We start from the raw sequence: 20,927 nt of genomic DNA on the forward strand, positions 1-20,927 counted from the left end.
AAAAGATAATATGCATTTAATAAACAGGGGCAGTTGGCTAATGTGCGCCAAAGCGTCCAGGACCGCCCCTGGCGGCATATGAACCTGTCCAAAGGGTGAGCGTAATGAGTGCAAGGCTGGTCCACTACAAAGCGGATTCCGGAAATGTGGGAGACGACTTCAGCGCGTGGATGTTTTCTCGCCTGCTGTCGCAGCCGCTGGATGACACGTCCGGGACAATCCTGTTCGGTGTCGGGTCCATTCTGGATCAACGGTTCGTGCCTGACGTGCCGGACAGTGCTCTGAAATGCTGTGTGTTTGGCAGCGGGGCCCGCGGTCCGAACAAGGTTCCTGACATATCACGGGGCGATTGGCATATCTATTGTGTCCGTGGCCCGCTGACGGCACGTGCCCTGGGCGTGTCCTGTGACCTGGCGGTTTGTGATCCTGGTATTCTGGCCCCGGTACTTTACCCGGCTGAAAAAACGTCCCGGGGTCCGATCGGGATCGTGCCCTATTTTACGGCGTCGCATGCACTTTGGTCCCAGGTCGCGGAGAAGGCGGGATGGAAAATCGTTTCACCGCATCTGGGGGTGGAAGACTTCATTCATGCGCTTCTGGGCTGCGAAAAGGTCTTTTGTGAAAGCATGCATGGTGCGATTTTTGCAGATGCCTATGGCATTCCCTGGTGCCCCTTGTCGGCGACGGGGGCCGCAGGCGAAGGCAGGACCCATGCCTATAAGTGGACGGATTGGACTGCGTCGGTGGGGCTTGGATTTGACAGTATCAAGTTGCCGAACATGGCCTCGGGCGGGCGCCCCGGTCTGCAGCAGTCGCTACGGGAAAAGGCCAAGGTCACATTTGTGGCGCGCCGGTTGAAACAGGCCGCGAATGCGGATGTCTTTCAGGTGTCCGATCGGGCGCTGTTGGCCGCGCATCAGTCGCGGCTGCAAACGCTGGCCACACAGATGCAGGACGATCTGGCCCGGGATCCCTGAGCCAGGGCGGTCGACGGCGTCAGCGCTTGTATTCGATGATCCTGCTTTGACGGCGACCCAAGCGCCGCCAGAGATAGGTCAGCACGCCCTGCGCCTCGGGGAGTTTGCCCAGGGTGAGAAAGATCGCCTGCGGCCAGTCCATACCGCGCAGGCGCAACCGCAGCACCTGCAGCGGCCAGACCAGCAACGTCCCCAGAAACCACGGCGATATGATCAGCCCGGCCAGATGCAACAGGGGCATGCCGATCCCCCAGAGCACGGTGCGCAGCAGTTCGGCACGTTTGTGATGGTCGGGGGCGCTGCCATGCATGGCGACGCCTTCGGCGTAGGTATAGCCCGCGCGCCGCGCCCGCTGCCACCACTGGCTGAACCGCGTGATATTGGCGTCATGCAGGGTCATCTCCGCGTCCAGTCGCCAGATCTGCCACCCGGCGTGGCGCAACCGCAGACACATCTCCGGTTCCTCTCCGGCAATCAGATCGGGGTTGTAGCCCTCTACCGCGCGCAATGCCTGCGTCCGCATGAGCGCATCGCCGCCACAGGCCAGCGCCCTGCCAACGGGCGTGTCCCATTCGGCATCGATCATCCGGTTGTAAATCGTGGCCTCGGGAAAGCGTTCGCGTCGTCGGCCGCAGGCCACGGCGGCCTCCGGATGTGCTTCCAGAAACGAAAAAGCCGTCTCGATCCAGCCCGGTTGCAGGGCGCAGTCCCCGTCCAGAAACTGGATATAGCGCGGAGGGGTCTCCGATTTGACCGCAAGGGCCAGCCCGGTATTGCGCGCCCGGGCTGCGGTGAAGGGTTTCGACATGTCAAGCTCAACGACCTGCGCGCCGCGTGCCCGCGCCGCTGCCTGGCTGCCGTCGGTCGAGCCGCTGTCCACATAGATGACCTGGTCCGCCTGTCCCGCCAGCGCATCCAGGCAGTCGATCAGGCGGCTCCCCTCATTGCGCCCGATAACCACCGCATGGATGTGGACATCCCGGCTCATTGTGGCGCAAAGGGGTAGCACAGGTCGAGCGCGGGGTGGTCGGGGAATATCGCCGCCAGTCTGTCGCGGTCTTCCACGAAGCGGGTTTCAATGCGATTCTGCAGGTCCTTGGGGATTTCCGGCCGGGTGGTCATGGTGCGTTTGGCCCGGATCCAGGCGCGCAAGGATTTGGGCACCAGCCTGCGCCGCAGGGCCGCTGCTACGGGGTGATCGATCAGCAGCCCCTGCAGGGGCAGCCGGCGCATTCGTTCTGCCGAGATATTCTGTGCGGGCAGATCATGCACCCAGGCGGCCGTGTCGGGCAGACCCAGAAAGGCTGCGATCCGGGTGAATTCAGCGTCTGGATCCGCCTTGATCTGTTCCAGGCTGGTGAGATGAATATGCGCTGCCCCATAGGCCTCCACGAAAGGTGTGATTTGCATGCCGTAGCATCCGTAGGAGGTGATTTCCTCGCTGCTTTCGAAGGCCTGGACCGGATCGGATGACATGCGCCCTTCTGACCATTCGTGAATGTAGTGAGACACGGCACGGGTCATGGGGTTGCGGATCATGTAGACCAGCCTGGGCGCTGCGAGCAGGGCCGTCATGCGGGCCACGGTGTCAGGATAGGTGGGCAGCTTGGTATAATGCGTACTGGCCTCGCCTTTCAGATCACCGGGGGCGGCTTCGGCATAGAGGGCGGCATACCAATCGGTTCCCCGTGCATAGATATCATCGTCGGAAAAGAAGTTAGGTTCCTTGGGCGTTGTCATGAACACCCCGTCCTGAAGCCCAAGCTGTGTGGCCAGCGTGGATGTCCCGCATTTCATGGCACCAATGAGCAGGAAATCCGGCTGCGCCATGTTATTCTCCTGGTGCATGGCGCGGGCCCATCGGGTGCAGCGCGTTGATCCAGATGTCCCGGCCTTCCGATTTGACCGATGGGGGAGCTGCCCGCCCCACGAGCCCCCGGATCCGGGCAATGACCCGCCCCAGATACCACATCAGGTTCGCGGCCCATGGCCCGGTGGCCCCATAGGCCTGCCGGAAGAACCGCGTCCGCGAGGCATAAAAATAAGTGGGAAGGCGCTTGCGCTCTTTTTCCAATGTCTTCACCGGGCCGCTGCCGCCGCGATAGTGAATGGCAATGGCCTGCGTGTCCTGTACGATACCCCAGCCCGCACGGCGCGCGCGCAGGCAGTATTCGGCATCCTCGAAATACAGAAAATATCCTTCGTCCATTGGCCCGATATCGTCGATCATGCGCGCATTGAGCAGGATGCAGGCAAAGCTGGCCCATTCAACCCGGCTGGTTTCGACCGGAGGTTCCAGCGCGACGACATACCGCCTGAACAGATGTGTTACCGGGCGGCTGGAGGCTGCGCGGATCAGCTCGCTTTGCGGGCTGTGGAACCGAAAACAGCTGACCTGAATGTCGCCGTTGTCCGTTTCGATCTGGGGCGCGACCAGCCCGGCCTCGGGATGCGCCTGTGCCGTCTGCAGGATACTGGACAGGAAGCCCGATTTCAGGACCGCATCCGAGTTCAGCAGCAGGTAATGATCGGCTTTCACGGCCGCGATTGCGAGATTATGCCCCCCGGAAAATCCGGTATTGGTTTCGGAACGGATCATCGTCACGGGCGTGTTCGCTGGCTGGCCATCAATCCAAGCGGCGATCTCTTCTGCGGATCCATCCCCGGAGGCATTGTCGACGATTACGACCTGAACGGCCTGAGATCCAATATCGGCAAGGACGGATTGCAGGCAGTTTAGTGTCAGCGTCTTGGTCTTGTAATTGATAATCGAAACAACAATCTGGGGGGTCATAAAAACGAGCTATCCTGCCGTATTTTTCTTACGTTCAATACGTTTGCGCTGCCGGGTGTAAACAGGTTTGGGCTGTGTTCCGGTATCGACCTCCTCTTGGCCGAACCTATCGTTTGATCTGCCTTGGTGGTTTGCATGCGCCTTGTTGGGTGTCAACTCTGCAGCCCCTTTTGCGCCCAGCTCAAGACGCCCCCAAAGCGCGCCAGCCAACAGCCAGGTCAAGGGCGTCATTCCAGAATTGGGGATCAGGTCGATGAGATTGGCAATGAGCAGCAATGCGCATATCGACGTCTCGATGCTGATCTTGTAGCGATTTTTGTGGATGAAGAGCAAAAAGATCGGGACCGTGAGCAAACCGACCTCGAGAAGATAACCGACCCATCCGCTGACGCCGATCGTGATCACCCAGTAACCATCGGCGAGAACCAGATCGCGCCCGCGTTCGTCAAAGACCCGTGAGCGACCCCACAGGCCCCAGCCAAAGACCGGTTTGCGGGAGGCTTTTTCAAGCAGCAGGTCTTCGTTTCGCAGGCGCACGTTGAGCGATTCCGCCCGCACGGGATCAATCCGGGCGACCATGCTCGAGACCCGGTCAACCGGGATGAGCCCGGCCCCGCGCAAGAGTGGGTAGGAAAGGAATATGCTTGCGATGATCACGGCAAAGAGAAGCTGAGTGCGCGCACCGAACAGTAAGGCAACCGGCAAAATAATGATCGTGATCAGGAATGCGCCCAGGTTATTGGAGATGATCAGCGTCATGAAGAGCCATCCGGCCAGCACCAGATATTTCACCCTCTGTTGCGTTATCGCCCGGGACAGGCCTGCCGCCGCCAGCGTTGCCATTGCAAGGAAAAGGCCAAGCAGCAGGCCGTGGGATAAAAAGACGATCGGGCGCCAGTCGCCGCCGCGGTAATGCTGCCGCCAGCTGTGCGGGAAAAAACCGTAGACCCAGCTGTTCAGCTGTGGGGACATCCGGGCTTCGAACAGGGTCAGGAACGAATACCCGAAGGCTGCGATGCATAAGACCCAGAGCAATGTCCGCTGAGCATCGGGGTGGGCCAGAAATTTGCGGGCCAGCGCCAGGGGTACAAGGACGATTGCCAGGCTCAGGATTTGGGACATCCCGTCGTAAAGAGACATCCCCTGCAGATATCGGGTTCCATACCTCAGCCCGGTTTGATTATCGAAGACAGTGGCCAGGATGCCGAGGACCATGCCAACGATCATGATCCGGACCCACCAGGAGCCGGGCCACAGACCGTCAAGAGATCGGATTCCTGCCTGGGTTTTGGCAAAGATCAGCGCCAGCCCGAGAGCAGTCAGTGCCGGGATCGAGTGCTTGTCGAAAGCCGGTAGCATCGGAAGATCAAGCGATGTTCCCGTGGGCAGCAGAAGATATCCGCAGACAATACTGAGCACGATGGCCAGCGGGACACGCATCTTCACGAAGAAGACGTGACACACAACGGGCCATAACAGGAGGGCAGCAAGAGGGGGCATCGATGGCGACCGGCTTTAGATCTGGATAATCATGGGCGGGCTGTTCTCCTACTAGATCCAGTCCTGATGACAGCTTCGGGGCCTCTACTCCAAGACTATACCAAGCCACCGCACGATTACGCCACCCAATCTTAATAAAAAGCGAAGAGTTTGCTCAAGTGCTGGCGACCGCCGGTAACCATTGGCGGAAAACAAAGGCATTTTGTTTTCTGGCATTATGCGACGGGAGATACGCGACATGACAGATAACTTCAGAGATTTCACAGGTGGTTTGGAAAGTCCGGCAACACATCTGGTCGAGACCTCCCCCAGCGATACCGGTGATCTGCCCATGACCAGCCGTGCGTTGAATGTCGGGACGGCGGGCACATTACGTGTCACAACCATCGGAGGCACCACCGCTACCGTTTACATTGCAGCCGGGATTCCCTTTCCGGTGCGGGTGACGCGGATCTGGCAAACCGGAACAACGGCCACTGGCATCGTGGTGATGTACTGATGACCAGCATTTCAATGGGGATTGGTCTGTCGAGCCAAAGCAACTGGGTTCTTCTGGAAACACCTGGTGGAGGGCCCGTCGTTCGTATTTCCCTGTTGGAGAACGGGACGGCCGAAATCGAGGCCAATGGCGGCGGACAGGTGACGATCACCGTTGCCGGATCGGCCAGTTATGACGGGGAATACCTGATTGATACCGCAGATCTTGCAAGTGGCCCGGTCAATCTGGTGCCGCCCGCCTTGTCTGGCAGCGGTACGACCGCCGCGGGCGATACGCTTCCACTCGTTCCGGGTCTCTGGGTCTATGGCGGCGGAGATATCGCGCCGACAATCTCGTATTCTTCGGGCAGCACGAATGCCGTGGATACAAGCAACCCTGCCATGCCGACCCTGTTGGTGGATGTAGCTGACGCAGGGACTGTCATTGCGGTCAGTGAACAGGCAGCAGGTGTGAGCGGGACACGTACCGCGGCCAGCAACAGCGTGCCCATTGCTGCCCCACCATTGGAAATCGACCTGGTGTTCAGCGGAGCGGGATCGGGAAGCAGTACGTCAAGTTATACCTTCCCGGGTGCCACATTGGGTGCGGCAGATGCCGACAGGGAACTCTACATTGCAACCGGAGGCTTCCGGACGGGTTCGTCGTCATCGAATGTGTTCAATGTGACTGTTGGAGGCGTAAGCGCCACGCGGGTGGCGGAAGTTATAGAGGCAGGGTCGAACCTGACTGTTCTGAACCTTCATAAGGTCGCTGTCCCGGTCGGCACAACAGCGGATATCGTTGTCAGCCTCAGTGCCGGATCAATCTCCCAGTCCCGGATCGGTATTCAGGTCGCCCGGGTTCTGAAGACAGGCGGTACCACCGTCACGGAGGTTGCCACGGCGAATGTCGCCCAAGATGTGCACCCGGTTGATGTGGATGCAGTTGACGGGGGGTTTGCTCTCGCGGCAGCGTTCAAATCGGGCAATACGACGCAACCGACGATTACCGGGCTGACCGCACGTGGAACACCTTATGTGGACATTGACAGTGGCGAGTTCTTATCCATTGCCTTCGATGTGGTCACAACCACCGGAACAAGGTCCATCAACACGCGCGTGAATGAGGCCGCCCCCGGTCGCCACATTGCCGCTGCAATCGCTTTTGAATAGAGACATAATATGAAATTAAGGTTCATTTCTGAAGCACTCGGCGGTCAGGCCATTACACTGACAGCTGCGGAAAACGGTGTCGTCGCCGGTCCCCTGACGGCTGGCAACTGGGGGGGAACCGAGGTTTCCACAGCAGGTAACATCCGGATCCTGACGGACAGGACAACCTTGCAGGTTGCTCCGGAAAGTGTGCGATTTACCGTCGATCTGAGCAACGCGCTCTTTGACAGTACCGAAACTTATTCTGCAGTTACGGGGCAAACCCATGCGAATGCCTACGACCCGCGTCAGCATGACCTGATTTTTCTGTGGGATATGGGCGATGACATGCAGTGGACCGCGCCCGTCAATATCCTGCCGAAATGGAAATCCAAACGCTATGCAAAAGGGCCTTTTGTCTCGCATTGCTATACTCAGCCAGGATCATACAGGGTCAAGCTGACAGTGATCGAGCCTTCCAGCGGCAAGGTTGCCGAGGCGCCCGAGCTTGTTGTCAATGTATCTGATCCGGATGCGGCTTATTACGGGGCGGATACGATCTGCGTGAACCCGGTGGGAGACAATGATTTCGCAGGCGCGCCGACAGGGGCGCAGCGGGTGAATACAAACACGCTCTATACCGAGGATGCGCTCTGGCAGAACAACCTCATGGGGAATAAAAACCGTTGGCTTTTCAAGCGCGGCGGGACTTATGACGTGGGTGTTCAGATTACTAATACCACGCGCGACGGTGTCTATTTCGGGGCCTATGGCACAGGGGCCAGACCGATCCTGCGAAACTTCAATACGGCTAATCAGGGACGTATTTTCGACGTCAAGAACCAGCATGCCGCGGCCGGTACGAAATCCGATTTCCGGGTTGTCGGCATTGAGGCAAGAGGGGGGTTTGACCCGTCTTCAATGATCGTGAGTACCACGCTGTACCCCGACAGGGGGCGGGCCTTCATGACCTGCGGAGACCCGCTTGATCTTGTCGTGAGCGACTGCCGTATTTCCGGCTTCATGCTGACCACCTGCGGTTTCAATCATGGGGACGTGGATAATGCGACCCAGATCAATCATCATTTTGATGATACCTACATCACCGATTTCGGTGGCCAGTACGTGATCATCACCGAAGCCAATATCCATCCGAAAAGCAGTTTTTCAGCAACGGGGCTGGCCATTGTGCAAAACATTGATGCCAGCAGCGATGACAATCAGCTTCGCGCGCCCATCCGGTCGAACGGCGTGTATTTTACGCACGGCAGAGGATGCGATCTGTTCCATACGTCGGAAGCAGGTCAGCCGTGCTGGAAAGTCGAAGAACGGCCCACGAAGGGTACATCGGCCAACCAGGATGGCCATATCATCAATATCCATTCCTCAACGATGGAAGGCGGCTACCCCGGACCTGTGCGGATCAATGGCAACATGAGCATCTACCCGCGCAGTAACATTCAGAACGCGATTTTTGACGGCAATATATTCGTCGGAAATTACCAGTCGGAATGTTTCATTTCCGCCGAAGGGCAGGGGCTGACGGTCAGAAACAATCTCGGTGTCAAACCCGCGTCCACCACGACGGGGATCGCCAACCGGCTGTTGGCCTTTGTGGCAACCAGAAACGACAATGACGCTATTGCTGCAGGAGAAACCGCGCCGATACGTGTGTTCAACAACACGATGCTGATTCACAGCACCAGCCAGCAGCATCTTGATTTTGTATCCCCCTTCACCCGTGATGATCCAACCGCTTCCGGGCTGGGTGCCTATCCGGATGTGACCCAGGATAACAACCTGCTCCATATGTATGCCCTGGACGCGGCATATGTGCCCTTCGCTCCCGTTACGGAGAACGTGCTGTTCGCTCCACGGTGCAAGGGGCGGCGCCTGAATGCGACCTTTACCCTGGATACCACCTTTGCAAGCGTCGGTGACGTGCTGGATACAAAGCCTGCGCCGGGTTCACCCGCGCTTGGGGCGGCACTGAACGGGCTTGTGTCGCATCTGGATATCTCCGGTGATTTACGCCCGGCCTACCCCTCCGTCGGTGCCTGGGAAGGTGACTAGCCTGGCGCTATCGAGCCCATGGTTCTCATGACTTTACTCAGTTTAAGGGAATAGGCATAACGCACAGGCACCGTCAGAGGATTTTGTACCTTCGTGTCTCGTTTGCCCCGCCTTGCCTATCTGACCGCGCTCTACCCGGCCGCATCGCATACTTTCATTCTGCGCGAGGTTACCGCCTTGCGCGCGCTTGGCTTCGAGGTGCACACCTGCTCCATGCGCCGCCCGGGTCCTGAGCATCTGATCGGGCCGGAAGAAGATACAGCACAGGCGTCGACCTTCTACGCCATCGAGACCGGCAAAAAACCTGCAGAGATGCTGCGGGCACTGGCCACGGGGCTTGCCCGTCCGGGGCGGTTTGCGACAGCGCTGCGGCTGGCATGGCAAACAGCGCCGGCAGGGCTTACCGGTTTTCTCAAGCAGATGGCCTATCTGGCCGAAGCGATTGTGCTGGCGCGCCATTTGCGGGTGCAGGGCGTCGATCACCTGCACAATCATTTTGCCGATCCCTCCGCCAATGTCGCGCTGTTGGCCGCGACCCTTGCAGATATACCGTTCAGCTACACGCTGCATGGCCCTGCGGAGCTTTACGCGCCCGAGAAATGGCACCTGCGGACCAAAACCGCGCGCGCGGCTTTCGTGGTCTGTATCAGCCATTTCTGCAGGGCACAGGCGATGTATTTCTCTGATCCCTCGGATTGGCACAAACTGAGGATCGTACACTGCGGGGTGCTGCCCGATCGCTACACGGGCCGGGCCACTGATGAAAACACCGGGACACGTCTGGTGTTCGTCGGCCGATTGACCGCGATCAAGGGGGTGCGGGTATTGCTCGACGCTTTTGAGCGGGCTCGGGCGACACGACCGGATCTGGCTCTGACACTGGTTGGCGACGGCGATGACCGGGCGCATCTGGAACAACTTGCTGCGCCACTGGGCGAGGCGGTGCATTTTGCCGGGTTTCAATCGCAAGATGGCGTGGCGGAAGCCCTGGCCAAGGCTGATATCCTGGTGTTGCCCAGCTTTGCCGAAGGGTTGCCCGTGGTTCTGATGGAAGCTTTTGCCGCGGCAACGCCGGTAATCTGCACACAGGTCGCCGGGGTTGGTGAGCTGGTCGAGGACGGGGTATCGGGCTGTCTGGTGCCAGCAGGCGATGTTGACAGCCTGGCAGACCGGATTGCCTATCTTGCCGATCACCCGGCAGAGCGTACGGAGATGGGAGCAAAGGGGCAGCAAAAAGTGCAGGCGGAGTTCGATGTTCGCCTTGAAGCGGCCCGAATTGCATCACTATTTGCAGGCACAGCGGGTTCCGACGTGCGCCCCACCCCTTATACCGAGACAGTCTGATGTGCGGCATTACCGGATACCTTTGGACAACGGGTGCGGGACCCGCGCCCGATCCGACCATCGAAGCCATGATGTCTGCCATCGCGCACCGGGGCCCGGACAGCCAGGGCCACTGGTCTGACACGGAGGCGGGGATCGCCTTTGGGCATCTGCGTCTGGCGATTGTCGACCTCACCCCGGCCGGACATCAGCCGATGCAGGCGGCTTCGGGGCGATATGTGCTGACCTTCAACGGCGAAATCTACAACCATCAGGATCTGCGGGTTGAACTGGAGGCGGCAGGGAAGGCGCCACCATGGCGTGGAAATTCTGATACAGAGACGCTTTTAGCCGGGATCGATGCCTGGGGGCTGCAGGAGACCCTGACGCGCTGCGTGGGCATGTTCGCGTTTGCCCTGTGGGATCGGAAGACCCGGACGCTCAGCCTGGCGCGGGACCGGATGGGGGAAAAGCCGCTCTACTACGGCTGGCAGGGCCGGGGGGAGGCGCGCAGCTTTCTGTTTGGCTCCGAACTCAAGGCTTTGCGGGCACATCCGGCTTTCGAGGGCGAGATTGCTCCGGCCAGCCTGGTGGAGGTGTTGCGGCACGGACATGTTGCAGAGGATCGGTCGATCTACGCGGGCATTGCCAAGGTGCGCCCCGGCCAGATCGTGACCCTGAATGCCCAGACGCGCGAGATGGAAACCGGGCTCTACTGGGACGGGGCTGCGGTTGCCGCAGCGGCGAAACCGGCGCGGATGTCGGATGTGCAGGCCGTTGACCGGCTGGAAGCGCTGTTGCTGGATGCCGTGGGTCAGCAGATGATGTCCGATGTGCCGCTGGGGGCGTTTTTGTCGGGGGGTATCGACAGCTCTACCGTTGTGGCGTTGATGCAGAAGCTGAGCGATACACCGGTGCATACCTTTTCCATCGGGTTTCACGAAGCGCGCTACGATGAGGCCGATTTTGCCCGTGCCGTGGCCGCGCATCTGGGGACCCATCACACGGATCTTTACGTCTCTGATCAGGATCTGCGCGATGTCATTCCGCTTTTGCCGCAGATGTATGATGAACCCTTTGCTGACAGTTCCCAGATTCCGACCTATCTGGTTTCCAAGCTGGCGCGGGCGCATGTGACGGTGTCGCTGTCGGGCGACGGCGGCGATGAGCTGTTTTGCGGCTACGGGCGGTATGCACATGCGGCGAAGCTGCGGGCGAAACTGGCCGCGATCCCGCAGCCGTTGCGCAGCCTGGGAGGCACAGCCATTCGCGGCCTGCCCGCGCGCGGGCTGACGGCTTTGCTGTCGGGGCTCATCCCTACCCCGCAGGGCAAGGAGCCTATTGGCCAGCGCCTGCACCGTCTGGCCAATTATGCCAAACAACCCGATTTAGAGACACTGCACCGCACGATGGTATCTGTCTGGCGCTTCCCCGAGGCGGCGGTGCCGGGCGCTACGCAGGCCCCGTCGATGCTGGCAGAGGCCCTGCCGCCGCGCGGCGGTCTGGGTGATATCGAGCGGATGATGCAGCTCGATATGCTGACCTATATGGTCGATGACATTCTGGCCAAGGTGGATCGCGCCACGATGGCGGTTGCGCTGGAAAGCCGCGCGCCGCTTCTGGATCACCGGGTGGTGGAATTTGCCTGGGCCCTGCCGGAGGACATGAAACTGCGCGGCGATCAGACGAAATGGGCCCTGCGGCAGGTGCTTTACCGCCATGTGCCACCCGAGCTGATCGAACGCCCCAAGATGGGGTTCGAGGTGCCCATCGGGTTATGGCTGCGTGGCGGGTTGAAAGACTGGGCCGCGGCGCTGCTGGATCCCACGCGGCTGCGCCGCGAGGGTTATTTCGACGCCGCCCTCATCGGGCGGATGTGGCAGGAGCATCTGTCCGAACGGTTCAACTGGGGTCCGCAGCTGTGGTGCGTGTTGATGATACAGGCGTGGCTCGAGACGCTGCCTGAGAAGAAGAATGGGTAATCCATGGTAGAGATCACGTCACGATCTGTCGTTGTCTACGGGGCCTTGCGGTCGGGGACGACATTGCTCAGGCTGATGCTGGATGCACATCCCCGGCTTTCCTGCCCGGGAGAGACCGATTTTATCTTTGACCACCTGCGTCCCGGGGCACAGTTCTCGGGGTATGATATGGACGCGTTGCAGCGCGAACGTATCTACCGCAATCACGAAGCGCTCTATCCGGAGAACCCCTTGCCCGCGCCGACACCGGATGCCTTCATTGACAGGATCGCCCGGGACGACAGCATTGCGGTGCTGATGCTGCACCGCAACCTGCACCGGGTGCTCGAGCTCTATCCACAGATGCGCGTCATTCACATGCTGCGCGACCCGCGTGACGTGGCGCGGTCGAGTATTGGCATGGGCTGGGCCGGCACGGTCTATCATGGAGTGGATCATTGGATCGGCACCATGCAGAGCTGGAAGGCAGCGCAACCGCGGTTGCCTTCTGAACAGGTGCTGCAAATTTCCTATGAACAGCTGATCAAGGCACCCGAGAAAACTCTGGAAGAAATCTCGACATTCTGCGGCCTGCCTTACGATCCCGGAATGCTGACCTATGACGCCAACAGCACCTATGACAAGCCGGATCCCAGCCTGGTCACGCAGTGGCGGCACAAGCAGACGCCCTATGAGGTCGGATTGGTCGAACATAAGATCGGTGCGTTGCTGACCGAGGCTGGCTATGCGCCCAGTGGCTTTCCGGCACAGGATCCGGGTCTGCTGGAGCGGTTTTCCCTGGGGCTGCGCAACAGGCGTGCAACATGGGCAAAACGGATCAAACGTTATGGGCTGCGTGACCCGTTGATCGTTGCGCTGTGCCGCCGATTGGGTATGCCCCACTATGCCGCGGGCGCGCAGCGCCGCATTGATGAAAAGCTGACCAGACTTTTAAAATAATCCGGTTTTTAGGCAAAGCGCTACGATGATGTCACACAGCACCTATCTCAACACACGGCATTTCGGCAGTCTCGACGGGCTGCGGTTTCTGTGCATTGCCGCCGTGCTCTGGCACCATGCGCCCGGCGCGCGGGCCTATCACCAGCTGGATATTCTGCTGGTGCGGGGGCATCTGGGTGTGGATTTCTTCTTTGTGCTTTCGGGGTTCCTGATCACGACGCTGTTGCTGCGCGAAGACGCGGCAAAGGGGACCATCAGCCTGCGTGGTTTTTACTGGCGGCGCAGCCTGCGCATTCTACCGGTCTATTTTTTGGTGATCACGCTGGCCGGTTTCAATGATATCGTTCTCAACGGAGAGACGGAAAAAGCGGCGATCCTGCCCTATTACTACCTGTTTATGGCGAACTTCATCATTCCTGAACACATCGGCTTTCTGCATCCCACATGGTCGCTGGCCATGGAAGAACAGTATTACCTGATCTGGCCGCTGTTGCTGCTGCTGCTTCCGCGGCGCGCGATTGTGCCGGTGCTGCTGGGGCTGATCGCGGTTAATGTCATCGCGGCGATGGGTCTGTTTTCTTATATCGGGATCACAGCGGTGACCGTTGGGGATTTGCGATTTTCCATCGGGGGGGCAACCTATGCACCGATCCTGATGGGATCCCTGGTGGCGGTGATCCTGCAATCGCGGCGCGGGTTCGACGCGATTGCACCTTTGTTGCAACATAAGGCGGCGCCGTGGCTCTGCCTGGCATTTCTCATCTTTATCCTGTCGAGCCTGCCGAAGGTGCTGGAAGGGCTGCCCAACCTGCTGATCCATACGGTCATGTGCCTGATATTGATCACCCTGGTGGTGCGGGAAGACAATGGTCTTGCGGGGCTGATGAAGCTGCGTCTGATCGCCCGGATCGGACAGATCAGCTATGGAATCTACCTCTATCACCTGTTTGCCCGCGGCGTTGTCGTGCCGGTATCTATGGCGACAGGACTGGACAACTTCTGGCTTGTGCTTGTGGCCTATTCCGTTTTGTCGATCATTGTCGCCGAGCTCAGCTTCAGGTTCTTCGAAAGCCGTTTCCTGGCGTTGCGCCACAAGAAGGCCGAGACCGTCAGTTGAAATACATCCGGTAGATCCGCACGGCGATATAGCCCATCAGCAAGGTGAAAACTCCGACCGCCAGGCCGAGCGCTGCCATGTCGGGCATGCCAAGCAGGACCATGCTGTCGCGGGCCGGGCGTACGATCTGGTGGAAGGCATAGATCGGCAGGGCCATACCGCCCAGAACGATCAGCCCGCGCAACGGCAAACACAACAGCAGCGGAATGCGGTGCCAGACGGCGGTGACATACAGGAAAACGCCCATCAGCAGGGTACATAAACACCCGTAAAAGGCCAGTCCGGGCAAAGAGGTGAACTCGCCGGCATTGCGGAAGAATATGCCGACACCATAGGCCTCGCTGAGCAGCCCGATGCAGAAGACGGTGCCAAGACTGCCCACGAACAAGAGGCGCCGTGCAATCAGTTCGGGTGAGTTTTGCGTGTATATCCAGCTGCCCAGGGCGACACCGGCCAGCGTCATCGCGCCAAGCTTGAAGATACTGTAACCCGCGCTCAACATCAGACGAGGCAGTTCCAGCAAGGAATACTGCTGGACGTCCGTGATCAGGTCACGTGCCACGATCCAAGAGAGCCACATGCCAAAGGCAAGCAGCAGACAGGTTTGCACAGGAGCCTTGATCCGCGCCAGAAGCGGCAGCCACAGCCGCCCCGTTGCCAGCACGATCGCATAGTAGGTCAGGACCCCGTAAAAGACGTTGGAGATCAGCAGACCGCTGACCGGATTGCCCAGCTGAACGCCCCGCAGCCCGAAAACGGCAGCCTGTAGAACAACGCCGATCATGACCAGCCAGAAGGCCCGATGCATCCGGTGATACACCGCCTGCGGCCGACTATCGGCATAGGGCAGCATGTAAAGCCCGATGCCCAGCCCAAAGACAAAGGCAAACCCCGGCGTTCCCATGCGCAGGAATGTCCACATCGATGCGACAATATCCGATGGGACGGACAAGGCATTGAACAGCCCATGGCCCCAATGCATGAGCAGCACGGATATGACGACAATGCCCCGCGTCAGCGTCAGCGCCCAGCTGATCTGGGTCTGTGCAGGCAGTTGTGCCGTGCTTGAGGTGCCCTCGCTGGCCTCGGCCATCCGGGCGGTTTCCGCAAGCGTGCGGCCCGCCAGCGTGGCATTGATGACAGCGCGGGAATAGCCTTTGCTCTCCATCGCCAGACCCAGCTGCAACCCGCTCAGGGAGTCGCCACCGGCATCGTAAAACGTATTGCGGGCGTCGAGGGGAATGGATCCGACGATGCTGCACCAGATTTCGGCCAGTTTAGCCTCTGCCTGGGAAAGCGGGGCTTGCGCCTCGCCCGGGTTGGCGGGAGGAGTATCGTCTGCCGGGTCGGTGCCCTGTGTGCGCAGCGCGGCGCGGCGGATCTTGCCCGTCGCCGTGCGTGGTAGTTCATCCAGCAGGCATTTGCGCAGGCTGGCCCCGGCACTGATCCCTTTCTGGGTCAGGGCATGCAGTGTCGCGGCCTCCAGTACGGGCATGATGTCCGTTGCAGGGGCCTCTGCCGCCAACAGGACAACCTCGCCGCGCAGCGCATCTGGCGTCGATGTAATGGCGAAATGTCCCTTTGCCGCGGGCACGATTTGCAGCACCGCGGCCTCCAGCGCCTCGGCGCCGATCTTGATCCCGCCCAGATTCATCTGGTCGTCGACACGCCCCAGGAAATAGAGATGCCCGTTCCTGATCTCGCCCCGGTCCTTGGTGGTCATCCACCCTGTGTCATCGGTCAGCGGTACTAGGGCGCCGGTATCGTCAAATCGGCCCAGGGCGACATGTGCACCACGCAGGCGGATCGCCCCATCGCCGGTGATCTCGACATGGTGCGCCGGGCCAACCGATTCCAGAACATCGGGGTCCTCGTGATCCGAGATGACGAGAAAAGTGCTCCGCGAGGCCTCTGTCATGCCGTAGTGCTGCACGATGCGGGCATTGGGGAAGAGCTGCACCAGCTGCGCCTTTTCCGCGGCGCTCATATACTGGCTGCCGATCTCGATCCAACGCATCTGCGCGCCGGCCTGCCCGATGGCCTCGGGGGCCTGCAACAGCAGGCGCAGCAGGCTGGGCACGGCGGAAAGCGCATTGATCTCTCCGGCCTCCAGCATGCGGCGGATTTCCAGCGGGTCGAACCGTTCGGGCAGGTAGAATCTGCCGCCCGCGGCGCTCACGGCCCGCACCCGTCCCAGACCAAAGGAATAGGTCACCGGAATGCCGATGTATTCGCGAATTTCGGAGGTGACCTGCATCACGTCGTTCAGTCGCCCGACCACATCCGCAAGGTTGCGGTGGCTCAGCACGATGGCCTTGGGCTTGCCCTCGGTGCCGGAGGTGAAAACGATCTGGGCAGGGGCATCGCTTGTAGAAGGGGTATGGTCGAATGCCCCCCATCCCCGCGTTGTCGCATCATGGCTGCGGGGCACCACAGTACCGGCGTATTGCGCGGGGTCGATATCCGGCCGGGTGATCGCAAAAAGCTGCTGCGAGTCATAACAGGCCAGTACGGCAGACAGGAACTCGAGTGAATTGGCCGCGTCGATCGCATGAATGACCCGCTTCGCGGGATCGATGGATATGGGGTCAGACACATTCATGAAACTGTGGGACGTTATCCTCTAGACCGTCTGCCCGTATTCTTGGCGTCCGACGACCCTTTTACAGTATAGGCATTCAGGTCTTCATATGTGCGGTTTGGCTATTTTTGACAATTGCAAACTGCCTCAGGGCCGCGAAAACACGCAAGCGTGTCAGTTTTATGGCCCGGATCTTGCGCAACTCCTTCGGTGTGATCACTTCCCGGTCATCAGGCCAAGAGCACTTTCCTTTCCGGGTGCATTTACCGCATAAGACGAAAACACCTGCACCGGCGTGGTGAAAACAGAAGGCTTATCTATGCAAAAAGTCCTGATCACGGGTACGGCCGGGTTCATCGGGTATCATTTGGCGGCGATATTGATCCAGGAAGGGATCACCGTTCACGGGTTCGACGGGCTGACAGATTATTACGACGTGCGGCTAAAGCAGCGCCGGCACCAGATGCTGTCACAATCGCCTCATTTCTCGATGACCGAAGCGATGCTGGAAGATACAGACGCCTTTGCCGCGGTCGCGGAACGGTTCCAGCCTGACGTGATCGTGCATCTCGCGGGGCAGGCCGGGGTGCGTTACAGCCTCGAAAATCCAAGGGCCTACCTCGACAGCAATATCACCGGTACCTTCAATGTCATGGAGGCGGCAAGGTCGCTCGGGGTCCAGCACCTGCTGATGGCATCGACGTCATCGGTGTACGGGGCAAACGAGCAAATGCCCTTTGTAGAGACCGATAAGGCCGACACGCCGCTCACCTTTTACGCAGCCACCAAGAAAGCCAACGAAGCGATGGCGCATTCCTATGCGCATCTTTGGGGGCTGCCCACGACCATGTTCCGGTTTTTCACGGTCTACGGCCCCTGGGGGCGGCCCGACATGGCCCTTTTCAAATTCGTGGATGCAATCCTCGATCACCGGCCCATCGATATCTACAACCACGGTGAGATGTATCGTGACTTTACCTATGTCGGGGATCTCGCGCGGGGTATCCGCCTGCTGATGGATGCGGTCCCCGAGCGGCCCGAAAGCCCGGATGAGATCGTTGCCGGGGACAGTTTGTCGCCGGTTGCGCCGTTCAGGGTGGTCAATATCGGCAATTCCGACAAGGTACGCCTGTTGGATTTCGTCGAGGCGATCGAGGCTGAGCTGGGGATCGAGGCCCTGCGCAATTACATGGACATGCAAAAGGGCGACGTCCCGGCCACATGGGCGGATGCTGCCCTTTTGCAGCGGTTGACCGGGTATCGTCCTGCCACGGATATCCGCACTGGCATCGCGGCATTCGTCAGCTGGTTCCGCGAATACTACGACAGGTGACACCCGTGAGTGAAAACGCGCTCCTCGACGATATGAACAGCCGGAAAATCGCCGTTATCGGGCTGGGATATGTCGGCCTGCCCTTGGCCGTGGCATTTGCGGGCCACCGTCCGGTTCTGGGGTTTGATACGAATCCGGCCCGTATTTCCGAGTTGCGTCAGGGGCAGGACAGGACCGAAGAGGTCAGCGCCGGAGATATTGAAGCCGCGCGCCATCTGGATCTGAGCGCGGATTCCGAGGCGCTGCGGAGCTGCAGCATTTTCATCGTGACGGTCCCCACGCCGATCGACAGCCATAAGCGCCCCGATCTGACAGCCCTGCTGGCGGCTTCCGCGACCGTCGGGGCGGTGCTCAAGCCCGGGGATACGGTGATTTATGAAAGCACCGTTTATCCCGGTGCCACCGAAGAGGATTGTGTCCCCGTGCTGGAACAGGCGTCAGGCCTGACGTTCAACCGGGATTTCTTTGTCGGCTACAGCCCCGAGCGGATCAACCCAGGCGACAAGACCCACCGCCTGAGCGACATCGTGAAAGTCACTTCCGGCTCGACACCGCAAGCCGCCAAAATGATCGATGCGCTTTACGCTCAAGTCATCCGGGCCGGGACCTACAAGGCCCAAAGCATTCGTGTGGCCGAGGCCGCCAAGGTGATCGAGAACACGCAGCGTGATCTGAACATTGCGCTGGTCAATGAACTGGCGATCATTTTCAACCGTCTGGAGATCGATACGCAAGCGGTGCTGGATGCGGCCGGGACAAAGTGGAACTTCCTCAATTTTCACCCGGGCCTCGTGGGCGGGCATTGCATCGGGGTAGACCCTTATTACCTGACCTCGCGCGCCGAGGCCGCAGGGTATCACCCGCAGGTTATCCTGGCCGGGCGGCGGATCAATGACGGCATGGGGGCCTATGTCGCCCGCCAGATGGTCAAGGCGCTGATTGCACGACGCGTTCATGTCAAAGGAGCGCGGGTTCTGGTATTAGGCCTGACTTTCAAGGAAAACTGCCCCGATATCCGGAACACGCGGGTGATCGACGTGATCCGTGAGCTTCAGGACTATGCGGTTGACGTTGTGGTGCACGATCCCGTCGCCAACCCGGTTCGGGCGCAGACCGACTATGGTGTCACCCTGATGGATACCCTGGATGAGGGCCCATACGACGGGCTTATCCTGGCGGTTGCCCATGATTGTTTCCGCACGATGGGGGCGCAGGCGCTCCGTGACATCGGTGGTCCGGACATGGTCTTTTTTGATGTGAAATCCGCCTTTGAACAGGACGAGTCGGATTTGCGGCTCTAGGCGTCCGTCCCTGCCACCCTATCACGTCGCCCGATGGACAAATAGCTTTCGAAACCTGCCTGACCGGCTTCGTCCAGAGAGTAGATGTTGCGCAGGTCCGCCATGCGTGGCTGCGCCATGCTGCCAGCCAACCGCTTGAGATCCAGCGCCCGGAATTCATTCCATTCGGTCAGGATCACCACGGCATCGGCCCCGTGCGCAGCGGCATAGGCATCATCCATCCAGCGTACGCCGGGCAAAAGCGTTTCGCCTTCGCGGAAACCCTGCGGGTCGACCACCCGCACCTGCGCGCCATTGCCCACCAGCGCAGGCACGATGGTCAGGCTGGGCGCATCGCGCATGTCATCCGTGTTGGGCTTGAAGGTCACCCCCAACACCGCCACGGTCTTGCCGTTCACCGAGCCGCCGCAGAGGTCGAATACCTTCTCTACCATGCGGCGTTTGACTTCGGCGTTGACCTTGATGACCGTTTCGGTCAGCTGCATCGGCACGCCGTGTTCCTGCCCGATCCGCGCCAGCGCAGAGGTATCTTTGGGAAAACAGCTGCCACCATATCCGGGGCCCGCGTGCAGGAATTTGGCGCCGATGCGTCCGTCCATGCCCATGCCCTTGGACACCATCTTCACATCCGCACCGGTGCGCTCGCACAGGCTGGCGATTTCATTAATGAAGGTGATCTTGGTGGCGAGAAAGGCATTGGCCGCGTATTTGATCATCTCGGCGCTTTCCAGATCGGTGATCATCACCGGGAAATCGCGCAAGTAAAGCGGGCGGTAGATCGCCTGCATCACGTCCGCCGCACGGTCCGTCTCCACGCCCACAACAATCCGGTCAGGGCGCATGAAATCATCGATCGCCGCGCCTTCCCGCAGGAATTCAGGGTTGGAGGCCACATCGAAATCGGCATCGGAATTGGCCGCGCGGATCGTCTCGGCCACACGGGCGTTGGTGCCCACGGGCACGGTGGATTTGGTCACCACCACCGCGTAGCCGGTCAGGGCACGCGCAATCTCTTCGGCCGCCGCCATCACATAGGTCAGGTCCGCATGGCCATCACCACGCCGTGTCGGCGTACCCACTGCAATGAAAACCGCATCGGCCCCATCCACGGCCTCTGCTAGATCACCGGAAAAGGTCAGACGCCCGGCGGCAACGTTCTTGGCCATCAGCTCATCAAGTCCGGGCTCGTAAATTGGCACCTCGCCCGCGGTCAGCTTGGTGAGCTTGGCAGGGTCCTTGTCGACACAGACGACCTCATGTCCGAAATCCGAGAAACACACGCCTGATACAAGACCTACGTATCCGGTGCCGATCATCGCAATTTTCATCTACCCGTCTCCTGAACCATACCTGGTTGCGTGATGCGGGATGTGCCTGA

16 protein-coding genes are annotated in these 20,927 nt (G+C 59.9%); 10 read left to right on the top strand and 6 right to left on the bottom strand.

Annotation, left to right across the window (positions count from 1 at the left end; translation table 11 throughout):
* Window positions 1–104 precede the first annotated feature (104 nt).
* A complete protein-coding gene (locus tag Q1A52_RS22090) occupies window positions 105–977 on the top strand; it encodes a polysaccharide pyruvyl transferase family protein (protein WP_300019914.1) in 873 nt (290 codons plus the stop codon).
* 19 nt (window positions 978–996) lie between these two features.
* Here the strand turns inward: Q1A52_RS22090 and Q1A52_RS22095 are convergent, their stop codons facing one another.
* Genes Q1A52_RS22095 through Q1A52_RS22110 form a run of 4 tightly spaced genes read right to left on the bottom strand, consistent with a single transcriptional unit; the run spans window position 997 to window position 5,271 of the window.
* Entirely contained in the window at window positions 997–1,965 is a 969-nt protein-coding gene (locus Q1A52_RS22095) for a glycosyltransferase (RefSeq protein WP_300019916.1), read from the bottom strand.
* Window positions 1,962–2,807 (bottom strand): sulfotransferase domain-containing protein, encoded by an 846-nt coding sequence (locus Q1A52_RS22100; protein WP_300019918.1) that lies wholly within the window; start codon window positions 2,805–2,807, stop codon window positions 1,962–1,964. The genes Q1A52_RS22095 and Q1A52_RS22100 overlap by 4 nt, the downstream gene beginning before the upstream one ends.
* Window position 2,808: 1 nt before the next feature.
* Window positions 2,809–3,771, bottom strand: a complete 963-nt coding sequence (locus tag Q1A52_RS22105) for a glycosyltransferase family 2 protein (RefSeq protein ID WP_300019919.1) — start codon at window positions 3,769–3,771, stop codon at window positions 2,809–2,811.
* Window positions 3,772–3,780: 9 nt separating this feature from the next.
* Window positions 3,781–5,271 carry a hypothetical protein gene (locus tag Q1A52_RS22110; RefSeq protein WP_300019921.1) on the bottom strand — a complete coding sequence of 497 codons (1,491 nt, stop codon included), beginning with the start codon at window positions 5,269–5,271 and terminating at the stop codon, window positions 3,781–3,783.
* A gap of 238 nt (window positions 5,272–5,509) precedes the next feature.
* On the opposite strand from Q1A52_RS22110, the gene Q1A52_RS22115 reads away from it, so the two are divergent.
* The 7 genes from Q1A52_RS22115 (at window position 5,510) to Q1A52_RS22145 (ending at window position 14,334) form a co-directional block, all read left to right on the top strand.
* Entirely contained in the window at window positions 5,510–5,770 is a 261-nt protein-coding gene (locus tag Q1A52_RS22115; protein WP_300019923.1) for a hypothetical protein, read from the top strand.
* A complete protein-coding gene (locus Q1A52_RS22120) occupies window positions 5,770–6,921 on the top strand; it encodes a hypothetical protein (RefSeq protein ID WP_300019925.1) in 1,152 nt (383 codons plus the stop codon). Before Q1A52_RS22115 ends, Q1A52_RS22120 begins: the two co-directional genes overlap by 1 nt.
* A 9-nt stretch (window positions 6,922–6,930) precedes the next feature.
* Window positions 6,931–8,973 carry a PKD domain-containing protein gene (locus Q1A52_RS22125; protein WP_300019927.1) on the top strand — a complete coding sequence of 681 codons (2,043 nt, stop codon included), beginning with the start codon at window positions 6,931–6,933 and terminating at the stop codon, window positions 8,971–8,973.
* A gap of 93 nt (window positions 8,974–9,066) precedes the next feature.
* Entirely contained in the window at window positions 9,067–10,317 is a 1,251-nt protein-coding gene (locus Q1A52_RS22130; protein ID WP_300019928.1) for a glycosyltransferase family 4 protein, read from the top strand.
* A complete protein-coding gene (gene asnB, locus Q1A52_RS22135) occupies window positions 10,317–12,278 on the top strand; it encodes an asparagine synthase (glutamine-hydrolyzing) (protein WP_300019930.1) in 1,962 nt (653 codons plus the stop codon). Before Q1A52_RS22130 ends, asnB begins: the two co-directional genes overlap by 1 nt.
* A 3-nt stretch (window positions 12,279–12,281) precedes the next feature.
* The gene (locus tag Q1A52_RS22140) at window positions 12,282–13,217 is read left to right on the top strand and encodes a sulfotransferase (RefSeq protein ID WP_300019932.1); all 936 of its coding nucleotides are present in this window, start codon (window positions 12,282–12,284) and stop codon (window positions 13,215–13,217) included.
* A gap of 25 nt (window positions 13,218–13,242) precedes the next feature.
* Window positions 13,243–14,334: an acyltransferase gene (locus Q1A52_RS22145; RefSeq protein ID WP_300019934.1), complete on the top strand. Its 1,092-nt coding sequence runs from the start codon at window positions 13,243–13,245 to the stop codon at window positions 14,332–14,334.
* On the opposite strand, the gene Q1A52_RS22150 is transcribed toward Q1A52_RS22145, so the two are convergent.
* Window positions 14,327–16,936: an AMP-binding protein gene (locus Q1A52_RS22150; RefSeq protein WP_300019936.1), complete on the bottom strand. Its 2,610-nt coding sequence runs from the start codon at window positions 16,934–16,936 to the stop codon at window positions 14,327–14,329. The genes Q1A52_RS22145 and Q1A52_RS22150 overlap by 8 nt on opposite strands.
* Before the next feature lie 298 nt (window positions 16,937–17,234).
* Between Q1A52_RS22150 and Q1A52_RS22155 the strand changes: the two genes are divergently transcribed.
* Together Q1A52_RS22155 and Q1A52_RS22160 are read left to right on the top strand one after the other, a co-directional pair.
* Window positions 17,235–18,248, top strand: coding sequence for an NAD-dependent epimerase/dehydratase family protein (locus Q1A52_RS22155; protein ID WP_300019938.1), 1,014 nt, complete (start codon window positions 17,235–17,237; stop codon window positions 18,246–18,248).
* A 32-nt stretch (window positions 18,249–18,280) separates the two neighbouring features.
* Window positions 18,281–19,549: a nucleotide sugar dehydrogenase gene (locus tag Q1A52_RS22160; RefSeq protein ID WP_300019974.1), complete on the top strand. Its 1,269-nt coding sequence runs from the start codon at window positions 18,281–18,283 to the stop codon at window positions 19,547–19,549.
* Here the strand turns inward: Q1A52_RS22160 and Q1A52_RS22165 are convergent.
* Complete coding sequence (locus Q1A52_RS22165) at window positions 19,546–20,877, bottom strand: UDP-glucose/GDP-mannose dehydrogenase family protein (RefSeq protein WP_300019940.1); 1,332 nt, start codon at window positions 20,875–20,877, stop codon at window positions 19,546–19,548. The two genes, Q1A52_RS22160 and Q1A52_RS22165, sit on opposite strands and share 4 nt — an antisense overlap.
* Between the last annotated feature and the right edge of the window lie 50 nt (window positions 20,878–20,927).

Source organism: uncultured Roseobacter sp. (assembly GCF_947488185.1).
In the GTDB taxonomy this organism is placed as follows: Bacteria; Pseudomonadota; Alphaproteobacteria; order Rhodobacterales; family Rhodobacteraceae; genus Roseobacter.

Excerpts from the sequence above, each read along its gene's own strand:
- Q1A52_RS22090 (WP_300019914.1), top strand. The coding sequence starts at position 105 with ATGAGTGCAAGGCTGGTCCACTACAAAGCGGATTCCGGAAATGTGGGA.
- Q1A52_RS22095 (WP_300019916.1), bottom strand. The coding sequence starts at position 1,965 with ATGAGCCGGGATGTCCACATCCATGCGGTGGTTATCGGGCGCAATGAG.
- Q1A52_RS22100 (WP_300019918.1), bottom strand. The coding sequence starts at position 2,807 with ATGGCGCAGCCGGATTTCCTGCTCATTGGTGCCATGAAATGCGGGACA.
- Q1A52_RS22105 (WP_300019919.1), bottom strand. The coding sequence starts at position 3,771 with ATGACCCCCCAGATTGTTGTTTCGATTATCAATTACAAGACCAAGACG.
- Q1A52_RS22110 (WP_300019921.1), bottom strand. The coding sequence starts at position 5,271 with ATGCCCCCTCTTGCTGCCCTCCTGTTATGGCCCGTTGTGTGTCACGTC.
- Q1A52_RS22115 (WP_300019923.1), top strand. The coding sequence starts at position 5,510 with ATGACAGATAACTTCAGAGATTTCACAGGTGGTTTGGAAAGTCCGGCA.
- Q1A52_RS22120 (WP_300019925.1), top strand. The coding sequence starts at position 5,770 with ATGACCAGCATTTCAATGGGGATTGGTCTGTCGAGCCAAAGCAACTGG.
- Q1A52_RS22125 (WP_300019927.1), top strand. The coding sequence starts at position 6,931 with ATGAAATTAAGGTTCATTTCTGAAGCACTCGGCGGTCAGGCCATTACA.
- asnB (WP_300019930.1), top strand. The coding sequence starts at position 10,317 with ATGTGCGGCATTACCGGATACCTTTGGACAACGGGTGCGGGACCCGCG.
- Q1A52_RS22140 (WP_300019932.1), top strand. The coding sequence starts at position 12,282 with ATGGTAGAGATCACGTCACGATCTGTCGTTGTCTACGGGGCCTTGCGG.
- Q1A52_RS22145 (WP_300019934.1), top strand. The coding sequence starts at position 13,243 with ATGATGTCACACAGCACCTATCTCAACACACGGCATTTCGGCAGTCTC.
- Q1A52_RS22150 (WP_300019936.1), bottom strand. The coding sequence starts at position 16,936 with ATGAATGTGTCTGACCCCATATCCATCGATCCCGCGAAGCGGGTCATT.
- Q1A52_RS22155 (WP_300019938.1), top strand. The coding sequence starts at position 17,235 with ATGCAAAAAGTCCTGATCACGGGTACGGCCGGGTTCATCGGGTATCAT.
- Q1A52_RS22160 (WP_300019974.1), top strand. The coding sequence starts at position 18,281 with ATGAACAGCCGGAAAATCGCCGTTATCGGGCTGGGATATGTCGGCCTG.
- Q1A52_RS22165 (WP_300019940.1), bottom strand. The coding sequence starts at position 20,877 with ATGAAAATTGCGATGATCGGCACCGGATACGTAGGTCTTGTATCAGGC.